The sequence below is a fragment of the uncultured Senegalimassilia sp. genome (assembly GCF_934632265.1).
Taxonomy (GTDB): domain Bacteria; phylum Actinomycetota; class Coriobacteriia; order Coriobacteriales; family Eggerthellaceae; genus Senegalimassilia.
Genome location: NZ_CAKTYH010000169.1, coordinates 1 through 3,119 on the forward strand (window position 1 = coordinate 1; position 3,119 = coordinate 3,119).

3 protein-coding genes are annotated in these 3,119 nt (G+C 58.8%); 2 read left to right on the forward strand and 1 reads right to left on the reverse strand.

The genetic code is table 11. The features are described 5' to 3' along the window. Positions 1–207: 207 nt before the first annotated feature. Positions 208–861 carry a TetR family transcriptional regulator gene (locus Q0H50_RS09060; protein WP_294421621.1) on the reverse strand — a complete coding sequence of 218 codons (654 nt, stop codon included), beginning with the start codon at positions 859–861 and terminating at the stop codon, positions 208–210. A gap of 376 nt (positions 862–1,237) precedes the next feature. Between Q0H50_RS09060 and Q0H50_RS09065 the strand changes: the two genes are divergently transcribed. After that, positions 1,238–2,392, forward strand: coding sequence for an acyl-CoA dehydrogenase family protein (locus Q0H50_RS09065; RefSeq protein ID WP_042434421.1), 1,155 nt, complete (start codon positions 1,238–1,240; stop codon positions 2,390–2,392). 128 nt (positions 2,393–2,520) lie between these two features. Continuing rightward, positions 2,521–3,119, forward strand: a 599-nt coding sequence (locus Q0H50_RS09070) for a hypothetical protein (protein ID WP_294421632.1), incomplete at its 3' end; no start/stop codon positions are given.

Genomic DNA, 3,119 nt, shown 5'->3' on the forward strand with positions numbered 1-3,119 from the left:
GCAGAAATGGGGAGAGGGGCTTGTCTGGGACGAATTGCATCACGCGACAAGGTACCCGTACGCAACGGAGTGAATAAATGTTCCGGACACACTTTTTGTCCTATAAGCCAAAGAAGCAGGTCATGCATACGTATGTCGCTCAGCGTTGTCTGCACTGAATCGTATGGGATGCAGATTGCGAGATTGGTCGCAGTTGTCTCACGGCTATCACAGCACGCGGCGCAGCTGCTGCTTTTTGATCTCGCTTTCAAGCGAGGAGTGCACGATGTTTTGAAACGGCTTCACGTCCGCGGTGATGTCGGCGCAAGTCGGGTCGCACACCTTATGTTGGAGATAGGAAAGAATCGCCCCGGTATAGAATTCGGACAGGAATCGGACGTTGCCTTCCGATAGATAGCGGTTCGACAAGATAAAGCGGATATCCGCCGCCATCGCGGGAACGTACAAGCGGTACAGATAGGCTTGCAGGCTGTCGGGGCCGCTCATGCGCAGCGTTTTAGCGTAGTATGAACGGCGATACTGGAAGCATTCGGCCAGCATGTCGAAGAACACCGACCCGTCCAAGCTGCGCACACCCACCTTCTTATGCACGTAATAGGGCAGGGAAGGGAAGGCGTCATCGCCCTCGGGCTCGAAGATCAAATCGTCGTCGGCCACGTTGGCTTTCAGCACATCGGCCAGATCGCGACGGAACACCCATCGAATCAGGTGCTCCTTGCTTTCGAAATGATAATAGAACGTTTTGCGGTTCTTGCCGGAGGCCGCGACGATGTCGGAGACCGAGATCTTCTCTATCGGCTGATGCTGTGCCAGCTCGATGAACGAGTTCCCCAAAAGTCCCATAGTGTCTAACGAACCCATGGTGTGCATCCTTTCTGCGCAGCAGCCACCAAAGCGCCGATAGGTCATATATGCAATCTCTCTAGCTGATTTGCAGTATACATCAGATGGACAACGGACAACAAATGGGGGGATGGAGAAATAGCGTACCTCTGTGCGATGTTTCGAGTCATACCTTTGAAATGTCCGGAATAAGTCCAGGTCAGACAAATTATGAACGGAAGTTATCAGTTCACCCTCATTTTAATAGGTATTCGCTATGACAGGGCAAAATGGCCAAAAAACACTCAAATCTGCGATAGTGACCGGTTCCCGGTGTTTTCCAAGCGCGTATAGTTCGCTTCAAGGAAACCGGGCAAACCCGGGGGTCCGGCAAAACTCGAGCCAAGGAGAGAAGATGGACTTCAATTTGACCGATGAGCAGCAGATGCTGCTCGAGAGCGTGGATGAGTTCTGCGAGCGCTACTTCACCGAGGACGTCGTGAAGAAGATGTACGAAGATCACGGCATGCCGCAGGAGATCGCCGAGGCTTATCGTGACGCTGGTTTCGGTTTGATGGGCATTCCCGAGGAGTACGGCGGAATCCCGATGGATCGCGTGACCATCGGCCTGATGATCGAGCGCCTGTACCAGAAGAGCGGCTGCATGCACATCCTGTATCAGAACTCCCTGTCCATGTTCGACATCATGGAGTTCGGTACGGAGGCTCAGAAGCAGGAGGCCATGGACCATTATATGGAGACCGGCTGGCCGATCGCTTCCCTTTCCATCTCCGAGCCCGGCGCCGGTTCCGACAACCGCTCCATGACCACCGTCGCCAAGAAGCAGGCTGACGGCACCTACAAGCTGTCCGGCCAGAAGACGTGGGTGACCATGGGTGAGAAGCTGCCCTACACCATCGTCGTCGCCAAGGACGAGGATCCCAGCCACGACAACGGCAACATGTCCCTGTGGTTCGTCAAGATGGACACCCCCGGCGTCTCCACCGCCCCGCTGCACAAGATCGGCCAGCAGTGCATCCCGTTCTGCGAGGTGTACCTGGACGACGTCGTCCTGACCGAGGATCAGCGCATGGGCGAGCCGGGCAAGGGCTTCATGATGCTCATGAAGAACTTCGAGGTCGAGCGTTCCTACATCGTCGCCGAGCAGGTCGGCCTGGCCCAGGCTGCTCTCGAGGACGCTGCCAAGTACGCTAACCAGCGCATCGCCTTCGGCAAGCCGATCACCCGCCTGCAGATGATCCAGGAGCTGCTCGCCGACATGGAGATCAAGGTCCAGAACACCCGCAACATGCTGTACAAGACACTGTGGATGATGGACAACGACCAGCCCGTCCAGCTCGAGTCCGCCATGCTGAAGCGCTATGGCTGCAAGGCTTGCTGGGAGGTCGCCGACTCCGCTCTGCAGATCTACGCCGGCCTTGGCTACACCACCGAGGTCCGCGTCGGCCGTCTGTGGGCCGACATGCGCGGCAACATGTTCGGCGGCGGCACCCATGAGGTCATGGCCTACATCGCCGGCCGTCAGGTCGCCAAGAAGTACGCTGAATAAGCGTCGCTCATCTCGTCGGGGCGACCGCGCAATCGGTTGCCGGTCGCCCCGCTTTCCCATCGTGGCATAACGCCCGTTGCGAATGCGGGCTGCATGTATCGTTTAAGTCTTACGAAAGGACGGATTCCATGAGGATCGCAGTGGCTTTCAAGGCCGTTCCCGACGCCCAGGACGTTCAGGTTGCGGGCGACCGCACGCTGGACTTCTCCAAGGCCAAGCTGACCATCTCCGAGTACGACAAGAACGCCCTGGAGCTGGGCGCTCAGCTGGCCGATGAGGCCGTCGCCATCACCGTGGGCGGCAAGGACATCGACAACTCCAAGCTGAAGAAGGACGTCATGGCTCGCGGCATGGGCCATCTGTTCATGGCCGCCGACGACGCTCTGGCCGACCTGGACGCTGCAGCCACCGCTGCCGCCCTGGCCGACGTGCTGGCCAAGGCCGGCGACGTGGACGCCGTCATCTGCGGCGACGGTTCCGCCGACAATTACCTGCAGCAGGTCGACGTGCAGCTGGCCGAGAAGCTCGGCTGGCCTGTCGTGACCGCCGCCTGCAAGGTCGAGGTCAACGGCTCCACCGCCGTCGTCACCCGCGCCCTCGAGGATTGCACCGAGGTCGTCGAGGTCGAGCTTCCCGCCGTCATCTCCGTCACGCCCGACGTCGCCGAGCCGCGCATCCCGGGCATGAAGGACATCCTGGCCGCCGGCAAGAAGCCGATGGACGTCGC

Bases quoted from the DNA above. Each gene is read 5' to 3' on its own strand.
- Q0H50_RS09065 (WP_042434421.1), top strand. From the start codon at position 1,238: ATGGACTTCAATTTGACCGATGAGCAGCAGATGCTGCTCGAGAGCGTG.
- Q0H50_RS09060 (WP_294421621.1), bottom strand. From the start codon at position 861: ATGGGTTCGTTAGACACTATGGGACTTTTGGGGAACTCGTTCATCGAG.